We start from the raw sequence: 17777 nt of genomic DNA, 5'->3' as shown, positions 1-17777 counted from the left end.
GAAGATCCTTCCAGGCGGGCCACGGCGGGCCCTGGAGCCGGTACGGACGGGCGGCGCTGCCGGGCCCCATCCTCGCACCAACGGCCCCCCGCCCGGCCGGCGATCCCACCACACCCGGTGAGGCGTCCCCCACATCGTGACGAGCCTTACCCCGGCCCCGGAGGCGGCATCACCCCTGGCCAGAGGCGGCATCACCCCTGGCCAGAGGCGGCTCTTGCCCGCCCGGGGACGGCCTCGACCGGCGTGCGGTGGGCGTACCCGGGGATCAGACGTTGTGCGGGATGGCGTCCCAGCCCTCCACGTCGGTCGGCTTGCGGGTGCCGGGGCCGACGTAGCGGGCGGCCGGGCGGACCAGCCGCTGCAGCGACTTCTGCTCCATGATGTGGGCGCTCCACCCGCCCATCCGGGCGCAGGTGAACATCGAGGTGAACATGTGCGCCGGTACCTCGGCGAAGTCGAGCACCACGGCCGACCAGAACTCGACGTTCGTGGCGAGCACCCGGTCCGGCTTGCGGGCGTGCAGCTCGGCCAGGGCGGCCTTCTCCAGCGCCTCGGCGATCTCGAAGCGCGGGGCGCCCAGCTCCTTGGCGGTGCGCCGCAGCACCCGGGCGCGGGGGTCCTCGGCCCGGTAGATCCGGTGGCCGAAGCCCATCAGCCGCTCGCCCCGGTCGAGTACGCCCTTGACGTAGCCCTCGGCGTCGCCGCTGCGCTCGACCGCTTCGATCATGTGCAGTACCCGGGACGGGGCGCCGCCGTGCAGTGGGCCGGAGAGCGCGCCGATGCCCGACGAGATGCAGGCCGCCGCGTCGGCGCCGGTGGAGGCGACGATTCGGGCGGTGAAGGTGGAGGCGTTCATGCCGTGCTCGGCGGCGGAGATGAAGTAGGCGTCGACCGCCTTGACGTGCCGGGGGTCGGGCTCGCCGCGCCAGCGCTTCATGAACCGCTCGACGATCGTCTCGGCCTTGTCGATCTCCTTCTGCGGTACGGCGGGCAGCCCCAGGCCGCGCGCGGACTGCGCCACGAAGGAGAGCGCGGTGACCGAGACCCGGGCCAGGTCGGCGCGGGCCTGCTCGTCCGAGATGTCCAGCAGCTGGTTCAGCCCCCAGTACGGGGCGAGCATCGCGACCGCCGACTGCACGTCGACCCGGATGTCACCGGAGTGCACCGGCACCGGGAACGGCTCGGCCGGCGGCAGGCCGGGGCCGAACCGGCCGTCGACAAGCAGCGCCCAGACGTTGCCGAAGGAGACCTGGCCGATCAGATCCTCGATGTCCACGCCTCGATATCGCAGCGAACCCCCTTCCTTGTCGGGCTCGGCGATCTCGGTCTCGAAGGCGACCACGCCTTCCAGCCCCGGCTTGAAGTCGGACATTTCGCTCTCCTGGATCTGTTTTCGTCCGGGCGTCCGGAGGGGGGTCCGTCGCGCCGGAAGGGCTCCTTAAGCAATCCTCAGCAACGTGTTCGTGCCATCTTGCCTGCTGAATTAGCGACAGCGCGACCCAGACGGCCGTGGTAAATGCCCGTCCGTGGTCGCCCGGCCCCAGGTCGGGCGCCGCTGAGCGCGAATACCCTGGCCAGGGCCGTTCTGGACGGGGTTATCGTGCGGTCGACGTGATGGGAGACACATGGAGCCGGCCACAATGCGAAACGAGTACGCCGAGGAGAAAGGCCTTTCCCGGGATGACCTGGCGGCGGACTGGCACACCCAGTTCGGACGCTGGTTCGCCGACGCGGTCGCGGCCGCCCTGCCGGAGCCCAACGCCATGGTGGTCGCCACCGCCGACGCCGCCGGCCGGCCGAGCACCCGAACGGTCCTGCTCAAGGGGTACGACGAACGCGGGCTGACCTTCTTCACCAACTACCGGTCCCGCAAGGGCATCGAGGCCGAAGCGAACCCGTACGCCAGCCTGTTGTTTCCGTGGCACGCGATGCGCCGGCAGGTGGTGGTCTGCGGCCCGATCCGGCGGATCGACCGGGCCGAGACCGAGGCGTACTTCGGCAGCCGGCCCCGCAGCTCACAACTCGGTGCCTGGGCGAGCCCGCAGTCCCAGCCGCTGCCCGACCGGGCCGCCCTGGAGGCCGGCTACCAGGCGGCGGCCGAGCGGTTCCCCGACGAGGTGCCGACCCCACCGCACTGGGGCGGCCTGCGGGTGGTGCCGGAGACGGTGGAGTTCTGGCAGGGCCGGGCCAGCCGCCTGCATGATCGGCTGCGTTACCGTCTGACCGGGAAGGGAGCGTGGATCATCGAGCGACTAGCGCCTTGACGAAGATCGACAAAGAGCCGGCTGCCGACGTCCGCCGGCGGTGGGCGATCGACGTGCGGCCGTTGCGGGTGGTGCCGTACCGGCGGTTGTGGCTCGGCAACGGCGTGGCGATGTTCGGCTTCCAGCTCACCGCCGTCGCGGTGCCCGTCGAGATGTTCGCGCTGACGAACGACTCGCTCTGGGTCGGGCTGATCGGGCTGGCGGCGCTCGTACCGCTGCTGGTCTTCGGGCTGTGGGGCGGGGCGATCGCCGATGCGGTGGACCGCCGCCGGCTGCTGCTGTCCAGTTCGGCGCTGATGTGGGCGTCCACCCTCGGGCTGCTGCTCCAGGCGCTGCTGCGGGTCGACAACGCGTACCTGCTGCTGGCCCTGATCGCGGTGCAGTCGACCGCCTTCGCGATCAGCTCGCCGACCCGCAACGCGATCGTCTCGCGGCTGGTGCCGAAGCCGCTGGTGCCGGCGGCGATCACCCTCAACTTCACCACCTTCCAGGCGACCATGGTGATCGGCCCGCTCACCGCCGGCCTGCTCTTCGCCCGCTTCGACACCGGCGCCGCCCTGTCGCTGGCCTACGGGGTGGACGCGCTGATGTTCACCGTCATGCTCTGGGCCACCTACCGGCTGCCGCCGGTACCGCCGGTGGACCCGGAGCCGGGCGGTGCCCGCAGCGCCGGGCTGCGCAGCATCGCCGACGGGCTGCGCTACCTGGCCACCACGCCGGTGCTGCTGCTGTCGTTCGCGGTGGACGTCATCGCCATGGTGCTGGCCATGCCCCGGGCGCTGTTCCCGCAGGTGGCGCAGGAGCGGTTCGGCGGTGGTTCGGCGGTCGGCTGGCTGTTCAGCGCGATCGCGATCGGCTCGGTGCTGGGCGGGCTCACCTCCGGCTGGATCGGCCGGGTCCGCCGGCAGGGGGTTGGCCTGGTGGCGGCGGTGGTCGGCTGGGGGCTGGCGATCGCGCTGGCCGGACTGGCCCGGCAACTCTGGCTGGTGGTGCTGCTGCTCGCCTTGGCCGGCGCCGCCGACCTGGTCAGCGCGGTCTTCCGCCAGTCGATGCTGCAGGTGTACGCCCCGGACCGGATGCGCGGCCGGCTGCAGGGGGTGAACACCACGGTGGTCGCCGGCGGTCCGCGCCTCGGCGACCTGCGGGCGGGCGTGATGGCCACCGTCTTCGGCGTGACCTTCTCCTGGGTCGGCGGCGGAATCGCCGCTGCCATCCTGGCCCTCCTCCTGGCCGCCACCTTCCCCGCCCTACTCCGCTACCGCTCCCCCCACTGACCCTCGCTCCAAGATCAACAGATGAAAACTCCCGGGTACGCCCCAAAAAGCGCGACTTGATCAGTTGATCACGCAAATCTGACGCGGCTGCCACCGACTCCACCCGGATCTCAAGATCCACAGGACATTGGGCATGGCATTTCGCCGAAGGGCGTGCCGGATGTCCTGTGGATCTTGGTGTCCGCGAGTGTCTAGTGGTCGCGAACGTAGACGCCAGCGCCGGGGAGGGACTCGGTGAGCCCGTTCATCTTCAGGATCAGGAAGACGCGGTCTGCCACGAATGACGAGACCTGGTACTCCGCACACAGTTCCGCGCGACTGGGCAGTCGGGCACCGGGCGGGAACTCTCCGGACTCAATTCTCCTGGTCAGGTCCTCGGCAACCCGCTGGTAGGCGTACTGCGGCGGCATGACGGTGATCTCCCTACGGTCGGCAGACCGAGTCAATCACCCATGGCCAGTCCCTGACTACCGATGGATACCCATGGCAGGTTGGTCCTTGGTCCCTTACGGTCGGCAACCACAGGGGATCAACCGGTAGCGGTCCGGCTCCGTGACAGCAGGCTCCGGGGCCGGGCTGCCTGGCTCTGGGAGGTCTGCGCATGCCGTTGGACGATGGGCCGGTGACGCCCGCTCTGGTGCTCTGGGTCTCCCGGCGGGTGGTACGGCAGCACACCAACTACAGCGGTGGCCGGTGGGAGCCCGGCCGGTGCGAGCAGTGCGTGGACGACGGGTGCCGACTGCTGGAGTGGGCGCGCGGCAACCTGAAGGCGCACCGGCAGGCGGGCAACAGACCGAACCGCTACATCCGGCGCTCCATCTGAGGCGCCACGCGACCGAAGGTTCCCCGGTCAGCTGGCGTTCTGAGTGCCACGCGACCGAAGGTTCCCCGGTCAGCTGGCGTTCTGAGTGCCACGCGACCGAAGGTTCCCCGGTCAGCTGGCGTTCTGAGTGCCACGCGACCGAAGGTTCCCCGGTCAGCTGGCGTTCTGAGTGCCACGCGACCGAAGGTTCCCCGGTCAGCTGGCGTTCTGAGTGCCACGCGACCCAAGGTGCCCCGGTCAGCTGGCGTTCTGAGGCGCGTCCGGCACCGGAGGTACCGGCGGCCAGGTGGCGTACGGCCTCGACCGTTGCGGTAGCCGCGCGGGTCCGGGTGGTAACCGATATCGTCCGAGCATGACGAACGTCCAGGCCGGCCGTCGGCGGCCCCCTTCAGGTGCACAGTGGATGATCTCGGGCGACGGGCAGGAAGCCGTCGTGGTCGAGATCGGCGGCGGGCTGCGGACCTACCGGGCGGACGGGACCGACTACGTCGACGGCTACGCCGAGGACGAGATCTGCGTCGGCGGCGCCGGCCAGGTGCTGGCCCCGTGGCCGAACCGGATCCGCGACGGGCAGTACACCTTCGGCGGGAAGTCCCTGCAGCTGTCGCTGACCGAGCCGGTCCGCAACACGGCGCTGCACGGCCTGGTCAACTGGCTGCCCTGGCGGTTGGAGTCCCACGAGAAGGACGCGGTGACGGTCACCTGCGACCTGATGCCCCAACCGGGCTACCCGTGGCCGCTGCACCTGCGTACCCGCTGGTCGGTCGGGGTCGGTGGGCTGCGCGCGGAGCACGAGGTGACGAACGTCGGCGACGAGCCGTGCCCGTTCGGGTTCTCCGTCCACCCGTACCTGCAACTGCCCGGGGTGGCCGTGGACGACCTGCTGCTGCGGGTGCCGGCGCGCAGCCGGATACTTGTGGACGGCCGGCTGCTGCCGATCGGCGCGGCGAAGGTATCCGGCGGCGACTTCGACTTCACCGAGCCGCGCCGGATCGGCACCGCGGTGCTGGACCTCGCCTTCGGCGACGTCGACCACGAGCCCGACGGCGGGTCGAGCGTCACGCTGGCCAGCCCGGACGGCTCGGCCAAGGTACGCATCTGGGGCGATGGGTCGTTCGGCTGGTGGCAGGTCTTCACCGGGGACACCCTGACCGGGCAGCGCAACCGGCGGTCGGTGGCGGTGGAGCCGATGACCTGCCCGCCGGACGCCTTCCGGTCCGGCCGCGACCTGATCGTCCTCGAACCCGACCAGACCTGGCGGGCCAGCTGGGGAATCCACCCGGGCGACCAGCAGTGATCCGCTCGCCCGGCGGCCGAGTAGGCGCGATCGGCCCGCCGGGCGGTGCGAGTCGGGTATGACGCGTCGGCCCGGCCGGCCACGCAGGCGCGATCGGCCGAGCGGTGCGAGTCGGGTGTGATGCGTCTGCCGGCGGGCGACCAGGCATGATCGGCGGAGCCGCAGTGGGGCGGCGGATCCGGAGGTCACGGTCATGGAGTTCGCCCAGGTTGTCCGGCGGCGCCGGATGGTCCGCAACTACGATCCGGACCGGCCGGTCCCGCCGGATCTGGTGGACCGGATCCTCGACCACGCGATCCGCGCGCCGTCCGCCGGCTTCTCACAGGGCTGGGGCTTCCTGGTGCTCACCGACCCCGCCGACCGGGCCGCCTTCTGGACCGCGACCACCCCGACCACGGCCGAAGACGACTCGGCCGACGGCGGCCCGCCCAGCGGCGGCTCGTCGAGCGGCGGCTCGTCGAGCGGCGGTGCGCCGAGCGGCGGTGCGCCGAGCGGTGGCTCGTCAAGCGGTGGGGCGGATGCGGCGAAGCCGGTCAGTCGGTGGCTGGCCGGGATGCGGCGGGCGCCGCTTATCGTGGTGCCGCACGCCAACCGGTCCGCCTACCTGGACCGGTATGCCGAGCCCGACAAGGGGTGGACCGACCGCGACGAGGCCCGCTGGCCGGTGCCGTACTGGCACATCGACACCGGCTTCGCGGCCCTGCTGATGCTGCTCACCGCCGTCGACGAAGGGCTCGGCGCCTGCTTCTTCGGGATTCCGCCGGAGCGGACGGCGGCCTTCCGAGAAACGTTCGCGGTGCCGGGGGAGTACACCCCGATCGGTGCGCTCACCATCGGTTACCCTGCCACCGACCACCGGTCACCGTCCCTGAAGCGCGGCCGGCGGCCGGTCGACGAGGTGGTGCACCGGGGACGCTGGACCGCCACGGCAGAGCAGTAACGGAACTGACATCGGGTAACAAACCGCTATCTCGCCACCGGTCGCTAGGCTGGCACGCGTTAACGGCGCGGGGGTCGGCTTGTCGGGGCCGACCGGACCCGGCGGGGTGCCGCGTCGGCTGGCCATGGGGAGGGGAGCTTTCGCGTGATCTTCAAGGCGGTCCGGGACGGGCGTCCCTACCCGGAGCACGGGCTCACGTTGAAGCAGTGGTCAGAGATCCCACCCCGGCCGTTGCGGCTCGACCAGCTCATCACCACCAAGCGGGAGCTGGCCCTCGACAAGTTGCTGGCCGAGGACTCGACCTTCTACGGCGACCTGTTTCCACACGTGGTGCAGTGGAGCGGCGGGCTCTACCTGGAGGACGGGCTGCACCGGGCGCTGCGGGCCGCGCTGCAGCAGCGCAACCAGATCCACGCCCGGGTGCTGGTGCTGCCCGAACCGGTGGGCTGAGCCGATGGACCGGATCGCCCCGTTGGACCTGCTCGAACTCGACGCGCTGCTGTCCGACGAGGAACGACAGATCCGGGACGCCGTACGCCGGTTGCTGGACGCCGAGGTGCGCCCGCAGGTCGCCGACTGGTACGAGCAGGGGCGGATGCCGGCCCGGGAGCTGGCGCTCCAGTTCGGCAAGCTGGGCCTGCTCGGCATGCACCTGACCGGCTACGGCTGCGCCGGTACGTCCGCGGTCAGCTACGGGCTGGCCTGCCTGGAGTTGGAGGCGGCCGACTCCGGTGTCCGTTCGCTCGTCTCGGTGCAGGGCTCACTGGCCATGTACGCCATCTGGAGCTTCGGCAGCGAGGAGCAGAAGCAGCGCTGGCTGCCGCCGATGGCGGCCGGCGAGGCGATCGGCTGCTTCGGGCTGACCGAGCCAGACCACGGCTCCGACCCGGCCTCGATGGCCACCCGGGCCCGGCGCGACGGCACCGACTGGGTGCTCACCGGCACCAAGATGTGGATCACCAATGCCCCGATCGCCGATCTGGCGGTGATCTGGGCGCGGACCGACGACGGCGTACGCGGTTTCGTCGTACCCATGACGAGCCCGGGGGTGACGGCGCGCGAGATCCGGCACAAGATGTCGTTGCGGGCCTCCGCCACCGGCGAGATCGTGCTCGACTCCGTCCGGTTGCCGGCGGACGCCCAGCTGCCGGCCGCGACCGGGCTGAAGGCGCCGCTGAGCTGCCTGACCGAGGCCCGGCACGGGATCGTCTGGGGCGCGCTCGGGGCGGCCCGGGACTGCCTGCACGCGGCCCTGGACTACGCCTGCGAGCGGGTGCAGTTCGGCCGGCCGATCGCCGGCTTCCAGCTCACCCAGGCCAAGCTCGCCGACATGGCGGTCGAGCTGCAGAAGGGCTATCTGCTCGCGCTGCATCTGGCCCGGCTCTCCGACGCCGGGGCGCTGCGCCCGGAGCAGGTCAGCATCGGCAAGCTCAACAACGTACGCGAGGCGCTGGGCATCGCCCGGCAGTGCCGGACCATCCTCGGCGCCAACGGGATCAGCGGGGAGTACCCGGTGATGCGGCACGCCAACAACCTGGAGAGCGTGCTCACCTACGAGGGCACCTCGGAGATCCACCAACTGGTCATCGGGCAGCGGCTGACCGGGATCGCCGCGTTCGCCTGACCGGCCACCGGTCCGGCGGTCGGCCCGCCGTTGTCCCGCCGTGACGGGTTCGAGTCGCGAGTGTCGCACCGGAGCCGTACCGTTTTCCCAAGGACCCATTCCGGGGCCGCCGAGGCGCATCTCGGGTGAGGACGGTGAGGGCGGATGTCCGGACGAGGCGAGGTCAGCCAGCCGACCAGCGAGGTCGGTCAGCCCACAACAGGCGTCAACCACCCGACCAGCGAGTTCCCCGAGTACGCGCGGGGAACGGCCAGCCCGGAGCCGGCCCGCCCGTGGTCGGCGGCGGACGATGACGGCCCCGACGAGCCGGCCGACCCGGGCGCCGGGCAGCCCGCCCCGGAGCGGCGCGGCCGGGGACTGTTCTGGCTGATCGGGCTCATCGGCCTGGTGGTCGTGCTGATCCTCGGTGTGCAGGCCACCACCAGTCTGCTGCCGAGCTGGCGCAACCCGTTCACCCAGGAGACCACCGACCGCAGCCAGCCGGCGTTGCTCAAGTCGATCCAGGACCTCAGCCGCTACGTCGCCGCCGAGGGCAACTTCCAGGTCGTCGTGGACCTGAAGCAGGACCGTAAGTACGTGCCGGATTTCCTGGTCAACCAGCGCACCCTCTTCGTCGGGGCGGGCTCGGTCGACGCGTACGTGGACTTCGGGGCGATCTCCGAGGGCGCGATCGTCGAGTCCGAGGACCGTCGCACGGTGGAGATCACCCTGCCCGCCCCGCAGCTCGGCGAGACCAACCTCGACCTGGAGAACAGCTACGTCTTCGCCGAGGAGCGCGGCCTGCTGAACCGGCTCGGCGAGGTGTTCGACGGTGATCCGAACCGCCAGCAGGAGGTCTACCTGCTCGCGGAGGAGAAGATCACCGCGGCGGCCCGGGACAGCGGGCTGGCCGACCGGGCCCAGGAGAACACCCGCAAGATGCTGGAGGGGCTGCTCCGCTCGCTCGGCTACGAGACCGTGACAATCAACTTCACCGCACCCTGACGGGGGTCGGCCGCGTTGACCCCACGTGACGAGGCCCTCGCCGACCGAATCCACCCCGCCGACCGAATCCACCCCGCAGAACGAAGCCGCCACTCGGACCGGCCCCACCGCGCCGGCTGAGCCGGCCGGGACCACCACCCCGGCTGAGTCAGCCGGCGCGCCGGCCGAGGGGACGGCGGTAGCCGGGGCCGGTGCCTTCCCGGCCGGGGGCGGGTCACCGGCGGGCCGGGCGCGGTGGTTCGGGGCCGGGACCGTGGCGGTGCTGACCTGGCTGGTCAGCCTCCCGGTCGCGTTCTATCTGCCGACCCGGCTGGCCCGGGATCCGTTCGCCACCGGCGCGACGGTGCTGCCGCTGGCGGTGGCCTTCGCCGTGGCCGGCGTCGGGCTGACCGGAGCCGCCCTGGCCCGCCGCCCGGCCGTCGCCGAGGCGGTCGCCGGCGCCACCGCCGGGCTGGCGGCCGGCTGGGTCGCGCTGACGCTGCGGCTGGCCCTCACCGGCACCCCGTTCGGGTTCGGCGGGCTGATCGGCGACATGTCCCGCACCACCGCGTCGGCCACCCGCTACACCACGACGCTGGCCAGCTCCGACACCCTGCTGCCGGAGCTGCCGGCCGAGTACCCGCCGCTGTACACCTGGCTGGTGGGCCGGGCCGCGGTGCTGCTCGACCAGCCGGCCTGGCGGCTGCTGGCCGACTTCGAGGTGCTGTTCATGTCGGCCGCGCTGCTCGCCGGCTTCCTGCTCTGGCGGCGGCTGGTGCCGGCCTGGCTGGCGCTGCTCGTCTCCGGGCTGGCGCTTGTCACCTGGAGCGACCCGCGCAAGGCGTACGAGGTGCTGACGCTGGCGATCTTCGTACCCTGGGTGCTTGAGGTCTTCGGGCGGCCGACCCGGCCCCGGCTGTCGTGGCCGGTGGCCGGGCTGGTCGGCGGCCTGATCGCACTCACCTATCCGGCCTGGCTGGTCTACGCCGCGCCGGGGGTGCTCGTCCTGGCGGTGATCACCTGGCGGCGCGAGCCGGACCGGTGGGCGTACCTGCGCCGGCTGGCCCTGACCGGCGGGGTCGCCCTGGCGGTCGCCAGCTGGTACGTGCTGCCGTACCTCTGGGCGGTGGTGACGATCGGCGGCGAGCAGGTCTCCGACCGGTACGTCTCCGCCTCGATCAACGAGGGCTGGTTCCCGTTCCTGGGCGGGTCGCCGCTGGCCGTGCTGCAGCTCGCCGGCCTGGTCGGCCTGGCCTGGCTGGTCCGCCCGACATCCGGGCGGTCGGTCCCGGCCGCCGGGCGGTCGGTCTGGTGGGCCGGGCCGCTCCTGCTGATCGTGGCCGGTACCTACGCCTACCGGCTGGCCGCCATGGTCCGCTACCTGGCGACCGGCCACACCGGCTTCCTGCACTACACCGCCCGGCTCTACGAGGTGGCGCTCACCATCGCCGGAGTCCTGGTGCTGGCCCACCTCGCCCCGGCCGTCGTACGCCGGCTCCGGCTCGGGGCGCCCCCGCTGGCCGGCGCCGCCACCCTGGCCCTGGCGCTCGCCTGGGCGGCGGACACCTTCGCGGTCACCTGGCTGCCCGAACACGGCAACCGGTACGCGGTCGCCGCGCACACCGAGCCGCTGCCCGACGGTGGATACCCGCGGTACGCCCCGGCCCAGGGCCGGCGCGGGTGGTTTCCGGCCGAACCGGTGGGGCAGGCGGTCGAGGGGGAGCTCGGCCCCGACCCCCGGCCGGTGACGCTCGCCGTCGACGACCGGCTCTTCGCCTATCTGCCCTGGCCCGGCTACCTCGACAACGACCGGACCGCCGGCAGCACGCTGTCGCGGTGGGACGAGCGGTACGCCCAGGTACGGTCGCTCGCCGCCGTCGCCGACCCGGACCGGTTCGCCGCCGAGTCGGCCGGCACCCGGTTCGGGCCGATCGACGTCTTCGTGCTGCGCGCGGCCGAGGACGGCTGGCGCTGGCGCGACCAGCGGTTCAACCCGGCGCAGTTCGCCGCCGAGCACTGGGCCGTGCACTCCGGGCTGCCCGGCGGCATCGTGGTGGCGGTCCGCCGCCAGCCGTAGCGCCAGCGGCAGCCCCGGCCGGGCGGCTCAGCGGTGTATTCGGGCCGGGCGGGTCAGCGGGTGCCCCGGGCCGACGCCCGAAACGGCGGCGGCCGGCGGCACGAGCCGCCGGCCGTGGCCAACCGGCCGGTCCCGCCGGCCGGGTTCCTTCCGGTCAGTGGGCGCTGGCCAGGTAGCGGTCCTCGTTCGGCATGATGATCCAGAGCGCCAGGTAGACGATCACCTGGGTGCCGGGCAGCAGCAGCGAGAGGATGAAGAGCAGCCGGACCAGTCCGGCGGACATGCCGAACCGGCGGGCCAGGCCGGCGCAGACACCGGCGATCATGCGGTTGTCGCGGGGGCGTACCAGCTTCTGTTTCATGTCGTTCGGCTCCTTAGCCTCTGGCGGTGCATTCCACGCTACGGGCGGTGCGGCCGCCCGCCCTCGGTCTCGGGGCGGATCCGGACGCCGGGTACCCGTAGGTACTTACCCGGGCGGGCCGGCGTGAATGCCTGCCGACCGATCGGGGTCGCGGTACCCGCCCGACCGGCCGGGGAGGATGCTGGAGGAGGCCGGAAACTCCGGCGCGGCGAGGTCAGCGGCAGGGGGTGGGACGGTGTCGGCGGGGTCGACCGCAGCCGGGTCGGGCGCTTACCGCGCCCATTTACCGACTGCTAACCTATGGCGCGTCAGCGGCCCGCTCCGGCGATTCCGCCGCCAGCAGGCTTCCCGGTTCGGGCGGCGGCGTACGCGACGCGGGCCGTCGCTGTGCCGGTGGCGTGACCCTTTCCTGAGCTGGAGGCGGTTGTGACATCTGGCGTCGCGGCGATCTGGTCGCACCGCGGTTCGCTGCGCCTGCTGGTCAAGCGCGACTTGGCGGTCAAGTACCAGCAGTCGGTGCTGGGCTACTTCTGGTCGCTGATCGAGCCGCTCGGCATGGGCGCGATCTACTTCTTCGTCTTCGGGCTGCTCTACAAGTCGGCTACCGACCGTCACCTCGGGGACGCGTCCGAGTCGTACCCGCTCTTCCTGATCACCGGCATCTTCGCCTGGATGTGGACCAACTCGGCGATCAGCGAGGCGACGAACGCGCTCACCGGCCAGGCCCGGTTGATCACCACGATGAAGATGCCCCGCGAGGTGTTCCCGATCGGCCGGGTGACCGGCCGGTTCGCCGAGTGGGTGGCCGGCCTGCCGATCCTGGCCGGGCTCGCGATCGTCTACGCGGTGGCCGGCCGGATCGAGTTCGGGATCAACCTGCTGGCTCTGCCGCTGGCGATCCTGGTGCAGGCGATGCTGCTGATCGGCGCCGCGCTGCTGCTCTCCTCGCTCAACGTGCTGCTGCGCGACGTGGAGCGGACCATGCGCCTGGTCACCCGGGTGCTCTTCTACGCCACGCCGATCATCTACCCGCTGAGCCTGGTCCGGAACTCCGGCATGCCCGAGTGGGTGAAGATCGCGTACGAGTTCAACCCGCTGGTCGGCATCTTCCAGCTCCACCACGCCGCCTGGTACCCGGACGAGTTCCCGGACGCCCGGCTGTTGATCATCTCGGTCTCGATCAGCCTCGTGACGTTCCTCGGCGGCTGGTGGGTCTTCCGCCGCCTGGAACCCGCTGTCCTGAAGGAGCTGTAGTGGGCGATCACATCATCGAGGCGGACAACCTCGGTATCCGGTTCGTCCGGAACCGTCGCCGGCAGCTCCGGCTCCGGGAGATGTTCATCCACCGCGGCGGCCGGCAGCCCCGCGCCTCCGACTTCTGGCCGCTGCGGCACGTCTCGTTCCAGATCGAGTCCGGCGAGGCGGTCGGGGTCATCGGCAAGAACGGCACCGGCAAGAGCACCCTGCTGCGGCTGATCGCCGGGGTGCTGATCCCCGACGAGGGCGGCATCAGGGTACGCGGGGCGGTGGCCCCGCTGCTCGAACTGTCGGCCGGCTTCTCCAACGACCTGACCGGTCGGGAGAACGTGCACCTGGTCGGATCGCTGCACGGGTTGAGTGCGGCGTTCCTGAAGCGGACCTTCGACGAGATCGTCGACTTCGCCGGGCCGCAGGTGCGCGACGCCATCGACACGCCGGTGCGGCACTACTCGTCCGGCATGAAGGTCCGGCTCGGCTTCTCGGTGATCTCCCAGCTGCCGCACCCGATCCTGCTGATGGACGAGGTGATGGCGGTCGGCGACGCCGAGTTCCGCAAGAAGTGCTACGCGACCATCGAGCGGATGCTCGCCGAGGGCCGCACCCTGGTCCTGGTCTCGCACAACGAGAACGACCTCACCCGGTTCTGCACCCGCGGTCTCTACTTCGACGCCGGCCAGCTGCGGGTCGACGGGACGGTGCGGGAGGCACTTGACGGTTACAACAACGTGGTGCGTACGTGACGCTTGCCGTCCTGCTCGCCCCCGACCCCTCGTCCCCGCCCGTCCCCGCCACCGCTGATCTCCCACCGGGCCGGCTCGACGAACAGCTCCGGCTGGCCGGCGCCGGGCAGGTGCTGGTGGCCGGTGACCTGACGGAGCTGGCCGGCATCGCCGAGCGGGCCGCCGAACCGCTGCTGGTCTGCGCCCCCGACCTGCTGGCCCATCCCGCCGTGCTGCGCCACCTGGCCACCAACCCGCTGCCCGGCTCCGTCGCGTTGGTGCTCGCCGACCCACCGGGGCCGGGTCAGGCCGCCGTCGCCGAGGAGCGCGGCCAGCTGACCGGCGCCGGCCCCGAGGTCGACCCGGGGACCGCCCCGCTGACCTTCGGCGGCGCGCTGCGGGTGCCGCCGGCCGACCTCCCGGCCCTCGCCGCCGCCGCCCACGCCGCCCACGCCGCCGAAGGCAGGCGGGCCGGGCTGTTCGGGCCGGATCGGCTGGTCGCCGAGCTCACCCGGGGTGACACCACGATCTTCACCCAGCGGGTACGACTGCTCGTGGCGCACCGCCCCACCGACCGCGCCGAGGCGTCCGCCGCGCTGGCCGAGATCGCCGCGGTCGACTCCGACGCCGCCGAGCTGCGGCTGGCGGTCAAGGAACGGGACGACTTCTTCACCACCTACTTCGTCAGCACCTGGTCGCCCCGGGTCACCCGACTGGCGGCCCGGCTCGGCCTCACCCCGACCGGGGTGACCGCCATCTCGGTGCTGATGGCGATCGCGGCCGCCGTGCTCTTCGGCGTCGGCGGCCGGCCGGCGCTGGTGACCGGCGCGGTCCTGCTCTACCTCGGCTTCGTGCTGGACTGCGTCGACGGGCAACTGGCCCGCTACACCCGGCAGTTCAGCCCGTGGGGCGGCTGGCTGGACACCATGGCCGACCGGGCCAAGGAGTACCTCGTCTACGCCGGCCTGGCGGTCGGCGTGGACCGCGCCGACCTGGGCAACGGCTGGACGCTGGCGATCGCGGCGATGGTGCTGCAGACCGCCCGGCACATGACCGACACCTGGTACGGCGCCCTGCACGACGAGGCCGCCCGCCGCCCGGCCGCTCCCGGCGGAACCGCCGGCCCCGGCGGCTCAGCCGGCGGCGGGGTGGGTGACCGACTCGGCCGGGTCTCCAGCCAGGCGCTGGCCCGGCCCGGGTCGCTCGTCTACTGGCTCAAGCGCACGATCGTCTTCCCGATCGGCGAGCGGTGGGCGCTCATCGCCATCACGGTCGCCCTGTTCAACCCGCTGGTGAGCCTGGTCTCGGTGCTGGTCTGGGGCGGGCTCGCGGCCGCGTACACGTTGCTGTTGCGGACCCTGCGGGCGCGCTCGATGCGGGTCGCGGTGCTGCCCGGCGTGGACACCGCCCTGCACCGCGACGACGGCCCGCTGGCCCGCTGGATCGGCGCCGCCACCCGACGGCTGCCCGGCCGGCCCGGCCCGCTGCCGTTCGCGCTGCTCGCCACCGCCGCCGCCGGGACGCTGCTGCTGGCGGCGCTGGCCGGCGTGGCGGGGCTGCGCGGGTGGGTGGTGGCCACGGTGCTGGTGATGCTGCTGGCCGCGCTGCCGTCCGCCGTCGGGCACACCGGCGCGCTGGACTGGCTGGTCCCGGCCGCGTTGCGGGCGGCCGAGTACCTGTTCGTGATCGCCATCGACGTGGCCGCCGGGGTGCCGGGGCCGGTAACCTTCGCCCTGCTGTTCGTGCTGGCCCTGCGCCACTACGACCTCACGGCTAGGTTGGAGAAGCGGGAGCGGGCGCCGCTGCTCGCCGCGGCCGGGCTGGGCTGGGACGGCCGGGTCCTGCTCCTGGCGGTGCCGGTGGTGGCCGGCTGGGCCGCCGCGGGCACCGCCGCCCTGGCCGGCTACCTCTTCGTCATCCTGGCCGTCGGCGCCATCGCCGGGTGGGCGACCCCCGGTCCTGCGGAGGAACGGAACCGATGACCCTGATCAGCTTCGTGGTACCCGCCTACCGGGTGCAGGGCTACCTGCGGGAATGCCTCGACTCCATCCTGAACCAGCCGTTCGCCGACGTCGAGGTGATCGGCGTCGACGACTGCTCCCCGGACAGCAGCGGCGAGATCCTGGCCGAGTACGCGGCCCGGGACTCCCGGGTGCGGGTGCTCGCGCTGGAGCGCAACGTGGGCCTCGGCGAGGCCCGCAATCTCGGCCTGGACCAGGCCACCGGCGAGTATGTCTGGTTCCTGGACAGCGACGACTGGCTGGCCGACGGCTGTCTGCCGGCGGTGGCCGAGCGGCTGCGGCAGGACCGGCCGGACGTGCTGATCGTCGACCACGTCCGGGCGCACTGGGACAACTCGGTCCGGCCCAGCGCCCTCGCCAAGACCTTCCCGACCCCGCCCGGTCCCGGCACCTTCACCCTCCGGGACCGGCCGGAACTCGTCGGCGTTCTGCACACCGCCTGGAACAAGCTGGTCCGGCGGCAGTTCCTGGTCGACCTCGGGCTGCGGTTCGGGCCGGGCTGGTACGAGGACGTCTCCTTCACCTATCCGATCCTGCTCGTCGCCGAGCGGGTCGGCGTACTGGACCTGGTCTGCGTCAACTACCGGCAGCGGCGGGCGGGCGCCATCACCCGCACCCGGGGCGAACGGCACTTCGAGGTCTTCCCGCACTGGCACCGGGTCTTCGAGTTCGCCGACCAGCAGGGACCACGGCTGGACGACCTGCGGCCGGTGCTGTTCCAGCGGATGATCTGGCACTACCTGACCGTGCTGGGCAACGGCGACCGGATTCCCCGGGACCGGCGGCGGGCGTTCTTCCAACAGCTGGTCGAGGACTACCGGCGCTGGCTGCCGCCCGGCGGCTACCCGGTGCCGGGCGGCCCCGAGGGGGTCAAGCACCGGCTGGTGGCGCAGGGCCGGTGGGGCACCTTCTCGCTGCTGCGGGCGGTGCACAAGAGCCGGACCCGGGTACGCGAGACCGCCGGCCGGCTCCGGCAGACGATGCTGCCGCCGGCCCGCCGGTCCGCCCGGCTGGGCCGGGATGCCGCGCTGCGGCTCTACTACCGGGCGCAGCTGCGGCTGCCGATGGACCGTGACCTAGCGCTCTACGCCGCGTACTGGTACCGGGGGTACGCCTGCAACCCGGCGGCCATTTACGAGAAGGCGCGCGAGCTGGCGCCCGGAATCCGGGGCGTCTGGGTGGTCCGGCGGGACCGGGTGGCCAGCCTGCCGGCCGGGGTGCCCTACGTGGTGGCCGGCACGCCCGGCTACTACCGGGCACTGGCCCGGGCGCACTGGCTGGTCAACAACGTCAACTTCCCGGACCACGTGATCAAGCGGCCCGGCTCGGTGCACATCCAGACCCACCACGGCACCCCGGTCAAGGTGATGGGGTTGGACCAGCAGCGCTACCCGATGGGCGCCACCGAGATGAACTTCCCCAAGCTGCTGCGCCGGATCGACCGGTGGGACTACAGCATCAGCTCCAACACCTTCTCCACCCAGATGTGGGAGCGGGCCTACCCGGCCGACTACCAGGCGCTGGAGACCGGCTACCCGCGCAACGACCAGCTCGCCAACGCGTCCACCGAGGACATCGCGGCGGCCCGGTCCCGGCTCGGGCTCGCCGCCGACGACCGGGTGGTGCTCTACGCCCCGACGCACCGCGAGCACCTGCCCGGCTACCAGCCGCCGTTCGACCCGGACGAGTTCGCCGCCACCCTCGGCCCCGGCGGCCGACTGCTGATCCGCAGCCACTACTTCAACGACCGGCGTGGCGGCGCGGATCCGGCCGGCCCGGCGACCGGGCAGGTCCGCGACGTCAGCGGCCACCCGTCGGTGGAGGAGCTCTACCTCGCCGCCGACGTGCTGATCACCGACTACTCGTCCGCGATGTTCGACTACGGCATCCTGGACCGGCCGATCGTGATCTACGCCCCGGACTGGGACGCCTACCGGCTCACCCGGGGTGTCTACTTCGACATCACCGCCGAGCCGCCCGGCGCGGTGGTGACCACCTTCCCTGATCTGCTCGACCTGTTCCGCACCGGCGCGGTGGAGACCGACGCCGCCGGCAAGGCCCGCGCCCAGTTCCGGCGCCGGTTCTGCGCGTTGGACGACGGGGGCGCCGCGGAGCGGGTGGTACGACGTACGATGCTCGGCGGAGTCGGGTGAT

General features: G+C 72.3%; 16 protein-coding genes. 13 read left to right on the top strand and 3 right to left on the bottom strand.

The annotated features are described in order from the left end of the window. Positions 1–265 precede the first annotated feature (265 nt). Entirely contained in the window at positions 266–1372 is a 1107-nt protein-coding gene (locus tag O7627_RS31340; RefSeq protein ID WP_278097055.1) for a citrate synthase 2, read from the bottom strand. Positions 1373–1625: 253 nt separating this feature from the next. Between O7627_RS31340 and pdxH the strand changes: the two genes are divergently transcribed. Both pdxH and O7627_RS31330 read left to right on the top strand, forming a co-directional pair. After that, positions 1626–2264 (top strand): pyridoxamine 5'-phosphate oxidase, encoded by a 639-nt coding sequence (pdxH, locus tag O7627_RS31335; RefSeq protein ID WP_278097054.1) that lies wholly within the window; start codon positions 1626–1628, stop codon positions 2262–2264. Between the two features lie 5 nt (positions 2265–2269). After that, a complete protein-coding gene (locus tag O7627_RS31330; RefSeq protein WP_278098502.1) occupies positions 2270–3538 on the top strand; it encodes an MFS transporter in 1269 nt (422 codons plus the stop codon). 191 nt (positions 3539–3729) lie between these two features. Here the strand turns inward: O7627_RS31330 and O7627_RS31325 are convergent, their stop codons facing one another. Next, positions 3730–3948 (bottom strand): winged helix-turn-helix domain-containing protein, encoded by a 219-nt coding sequence (locus O7627_RS31325; RefSeq protein ID WP_278097053.1) that lies wholly within the window; start codon positions 3946–3948, stop codon positions 3730–3732. A 212-nt stretch (positions 3949–4160) separates the two neighbouring features. On the opposite strand from O7627_RS31325, the gene O7627_RS31320 reads away from it, so the two are divergent. The 7 genes from O7627_RS31320 to O7627_RS31290 all read left to right on the top strand — a co-directional run bounded on the left by O7627_RS31320 (position 4161) and on the right by O7627_RS31290 (position 11262). Next, the gene (locus tag O7627_RS31320) at positions 4161–4361 is read left to right on the top strand and encodes a hypothetical protein (protein WP_278097052.1); all 201 of its coding nucleotides are present in this window, start codon (positions 4161–4163) and stop codon (positions 4359–4361) included. 352 nt (positions 4362–4713) lie between these two features. After that, positions 4714–5658: an aldose 1-epimerase family protein gene (locus O7627_RS31315; protein ID WP_278097051.1), complete on the top strand. Its 945-nt coding sequence runs from the start codon at positions 4714–4716 to the stop codon at positions 5656–5658. A gap of 193 nt (positions 5659–5851) precedes the next feature. After that, on the top strand, positions 5852–6598 hold the full coding sequence (locus O7627_RS31310; RefSeq protein ID WP_278097050.1) for a nitroreductase family protein: 747 nt from the start codon (positions 5852–5854) through the stop codon (positions 6596–6598). A 144-nt stretch (positions 6599–6742) separates the two neighbouring features. Next, complete coding sequence (locus O7627_RS31305) at positions 6743–7048, top strand: type II toxin-antitoxin system VapB family antitoxin (RefSeq protein ID WP_278097049.1); 306 nt, start codon at positions 6743–6745, stop codon at positions 7046–7048. Between the two features lie 13 nt (positions 7049–7061). Beyond that, positions 7062–8222 carry an acyl-CoA dehydrogenase family protein gene (locus O7627_RS31300; protein ID WP_278098501.1) on the top strand — a complete coding sequence of 387 codons (1161 nt, stop codon included), beginning with the start codon at positions 7062–7064 and terminating at the stop codon, positions 8220–8222. 144 nt (positions 8223–8366) lie between these two features. After that, positions 8367–9206 carry a DUF4230 domain-containing protein gene (locus O7627_RS31295; protein ID WP_278097048.1) on the top strand — a complete coding sequence of 280 codons (840 nt, stop codon included), beginning with the start codon at positions 8367–8369 and terminating at the stop codon, positions 9204–9206. Between the two features lie 25 nt (positions 9207–9231). After that, entirely contained in the window at positions 9232–11262 is a 2031-nt protein-coding gene (locus tag O7627_RS31290) for an arabinofuranosyltransferase (protein ID WP_278097047.1), read from the top strand. Between the two features lie 154 nt (positions 11263–11416). On the opposite strand, the gene O7627_RS31285 is transcribed toward O7627_RS31290, so the two are convergent. Continuing rightward, complete coding sequence (locus O7627_RS31285; RefSeq protein WP_278097046.1) at positions 11417–11623, bottom strand: PspC domain-containing protein; 207 nt, start codon at positions 11621–11623, stop codon at positions 11417–11419. Positions 11624–12049: 426 nt separating this feature from the next. Between O7627_RS31285 and O7627_RS31280 the strand changes: the two genes are divergently transcribed. From O7627_RS31280 to O7627_RS31265, 4 genes are read left to right on the top strand one after another with little or no spacing between them, the layout of a single operon-like run. Further along, the gene (locus O7627_RS31280) at positions 12050–12877 is read left to right on the top strand and encodes an ABC transporter permease (RefSeq protein WP_278097045.1); all 828 of its coding nucleotides are present in this window, start codon (positions 12050–12052) and stop codon (positions 12875–12877) included. Continuing rightward, entirely contained in the window at positions 12877–13623 is a 747-nt protein-coding gene (locus O7627_RS31275) for an ABC transporter ATP-binding protein (protein WP_278097044.1), read from the top strand. Before O7627_RS31280 ends, O7627_RS31275 begins: the two co-directional genes overlap by 1 nt. 11 nt (positions 13624–13634) lie before the next feature. Beyond that, positions 13635–15584, top strand: coding sequence for a DUF5941 domain-containing protein (locus tag O7627_RS31270; RefSeq protein WP_278098500.1), 1950 nt, complete (start codon positions 13635–13637; stop codon positions 15582–15584). After that, entirely contained in the window at positions 15581–17776 is a 2196-nt protein-coding gene (locus tag O7627_RS31265; RefSeq protein ID WP_278097043.1) for a bifunctional glycosyltransferase family 2 protein/CDP-glycerol:glycerophosphate glycerophosphotransferase, read from the top strand. Before O7627_RS31270 ends, O7627_RS31265 begins: the two co-directional genes overlap by 4 nt. Position 17777: the final 1 nt, after the last annotated feature.

Origin of the sequence: Solwaraspora sp. WMMD1047, assembly GCF_029626155.1 — a bacterium.
Lineage (GTDB): Bacteria > Actinomycetota > Actinomycetes > Mycobacteriales > Micromonosporaceae > WMMD1047.
Note: the sequence above shows the minus strand (reverse complement) of the source record. Positions and strands in the feature narration are given on the sequence as shown.

Coding starts and splice junctions, on each gene's coding strand:
- O7627_RS31340 (WP_278097055.1), bottom strand. CDS start 1,372: ATGTCCGACTTCAAGCCGGGGCTGGAAGGCGTGGTCGCCTTCGAGACC.
- O7627_RS31310 (WP_278097050.1), top strand. CDS start 5,852: ATGGAGTTCGCCCAGGTTGTCCGGCGGCGCCGGATGGTCCGCAACTAC.
- pdxH (WP_278097054.1), top strand. CDS start 1,626: ATGGAGCCGGCCACAATGCGAAACGAGTACGCCGAGGAGAAAGGCCTT.
- O7627_RS31265 (WP_278097043.1), top strand. CDS start 15,581: ATGACCCTGATCAGCTTCGTGGTACCCGCCTACCGGGTGCAGGGCTAC.
- O7627_RS31325 (WP_278097053.1), bottom strand. CDS start 3,948: ATGCCGCCGCAGTACGCCTACCAGCGGGTTGCCGAGGACCTGACCAGG.
- O7627_RS31295 (WP_278097048.1), top strand. CDS start 8,367: ATGTCCGGACGAGGCGAGGTCAGCCAGCCGACCAGCGAGGTCGGTCAG.
- O7627_RS31315 (WP_278097051.1), top strand. CDS start 4,714: ATGACGAACGTCCAGGCCGGCCGTCGGCGGCCCCCTTCAGGTGCACAG.
- O7627_RS31285 (WP_278097046.1), bottom strand. CDS start 11,623: ATGAAACAGAAGCTGGTACGCCCCCGCGACAACCGCATGATCGCCGGT.